This window comes from Synechococcus sp. R55.2 (assembly GCF_047462075.1).
Lineage (GTDB): Bacteria > Cyanobacteriota > Cyanobacteriia > Thermostichales > Thermostichaceae > Thermostichus.
Genome location: NZ_JANSIH010000431.1, coordinates 1 through 2,161, shown reverse-complemented (window position 1 = coordinate 2,161; position 2,161 = coordinate 1). Strand labels below are relative to the sequence as shown.

Annotated in this window: 1 protein-coding gene; it reads left to right on the top strand. The window is 59.4% G+C overall.

Annotated elements, in window-relative coordinates:
• Nucleotides 1–69: 69 nt before the first annotated feature.
• Entirely contained in the window at nt 70–2,133 is a 2,064-nt protein-coding gene (locus tag NW838_RS14440) for a prolyl oligopeptidase family serine peptidase (protein WP_414428277.1), read from the top strand.
• The last annotated feature ends 28 nt before the right edge of the window (nt 2,134–2,161 follow it).

The following is a 2,161-nucleotide window of genomic DNA, read 5'->3' as shown; positions in this document are numbered from 1 at the left end:
TATTATACATTATTTTCAGTATAGTTGAGCTTATTATTGACTAGAGTCATGCTCTAGCGCTTAGGTCTCATGCTCAACTACCCGCCCAGCTATCCCGATCCCACTGTTGTGGACATCTACCACGGGCAGCCGGTGCCGGATCCCTACCGCTGGCTGGAGGATCTGGATTCGGAGCAGACGCGGGCCTGGATTGAGGCGCAAAACCACCTTACCTTTAACTACTTGCAGCAGATCCCAGCCCGGCAGCGGATCCGAGAACGCCTGACCCAGCTCTGGAACTATGAAAAATACAGCCAGCCCTTCAAAGAAGGGGGCCGCTACTTCTACTTCAAAAACGACGGCCTGCAAAACCAGAGCGTTCTCTACACCCAAGAAAGTCTAGAGGGCCAGGCGCGGGTTTTGCTGGATCCCAACACCTTCTCGGAAGACGGTACGGTGGCTCTAGCGGGCATTGCCATCAGCCGTGATGGGCGGTATCTGGCCTATGGTCTCTCCCGCTCCGGCTCCGATTGGCAAGAGTGGAAGGTGCGGGACATCGAGACCGGCGAGGATTTGCCGGATCACCTGCGCTGGATTAAGTTCTCGGGAGTAAGCTGGACCCTGGACGGGCAGGGATTTTTCTACAGCCGCTACGACGAACCGGCCCCCGGCAGCGAATACGAAAGCGCCAACTACTTCCAGAAGCTCTACTACCACCGCCTGGGCACCCCCCAGTCAGAAGATGTCTTGGTCTATCACCGCCCCGACCAAAAAGAGTGGGGCTTTGCCGGCGGGGTTACTGAAGATGGGAATTACCTCATCATCTCCGTCTGGCGGGGCACGGATCCCAAAAACCTCATCTTCTACAAAGACCTGCGGGATCCCCAGTCTCCTGTAGTAGAGCTCATCCGCGAGTTTGAGGCCGAATACAGCTTCGTGGGCAACGACGGATCCCGCTTTTGGCTGTTGACGGACTGCCAAGCTCCTCGGCGGCGACTGGTGGCGATTGACTTGGAGCAGCCCGACCAGGTGCAGGAGGTGATCCCTGAGGCGGAGGAGACACTGCAGGGGGTTAGCTTGATCAACAATCAGTTTGTGGCTTTCTACCTCAAAGACGCCCACACCCAGATCAAAAGGTTTGCCTTGGATGGCCACTTTCTGGGAGAGATTCCCTTGCCGGGGCTGGGATCGGCGGGCGGTTTTGGCGGCAAGCGCCGCGACACCGAGACCTTCTACACCTTCACCAGCTTCACCACCCCTCCCACCATCTACCGCTACGATTTCACCAGCGGCACCAGCACCCTGTTCCGTCAGCCCCAGGTGGATTTCGATCCCCAGGCCTACGAGGTGCAGCAGGTGTTCTACACCAGCAAAGATGGCACCCGCATCCCCATGTTTCTTGTCCACCGCCGCGGCCTGGCTCGGACAGGGGATCACCCCACTCTGCTTTATGGCTACGGCGGCTTTGGCATCTCTCTTACCCCCAGCTTTTCAGTGGGTCTGGTGGCCTGGCTGGAAATGGGCGGTGTCTATGCCCAGCCAAATTTGCGCGGCGGCGGCGAGTACGGAGAAGAGTGGCACCAGGCGGGCACCAAGCTCAACAAGCAAAAGGTGTTCGACGACTTTATTGCCGCTGCCGAGTGGCTGATAGCCCATGGCTACACCAACCCCGCCAAGTTGGCCATCTCTGGCGGCAGCAACGGCGGCCTCTTAGTGGGGGCCTGCCTGGTTCAGAGGCCGGAGCTGTTTGCAGCGGCCCTGCCGGCAGTGGGGGTGTTCGACATGCTGCGCTTTCATAAGTTCACCATCGGCTGGGCCTGGATCTCCGAGTACGGATCCCCGGAGAACCCGGAGGAATTCAAGGCCCTCTACGCCTATTCCCCTCTGCACAACCTCAAGCCCGGCACTGCCTATCCCGCCACCCTGATCACCACCGCAGATCACGACGACCGGGTGGTGCCCGCCCACAGCTTCAAGTTTGCCGCTGCCCTGCAGGCAGCCCAGGGGGGATCCCAGCCCATCCTCATCCGCATCGACACCAAGGCAGGGCACGGGGCCGGCAAGCCCACCAGCAAGCTGATTGAGGAAGCTGCCGACCGCTGGGCCTTTTTGGTGCAGGTGCTAGGGATCCCCTGGGACGGAACGGGAAGTTAGCGAGCTCTAGGTCGTGTTGATCTTATGT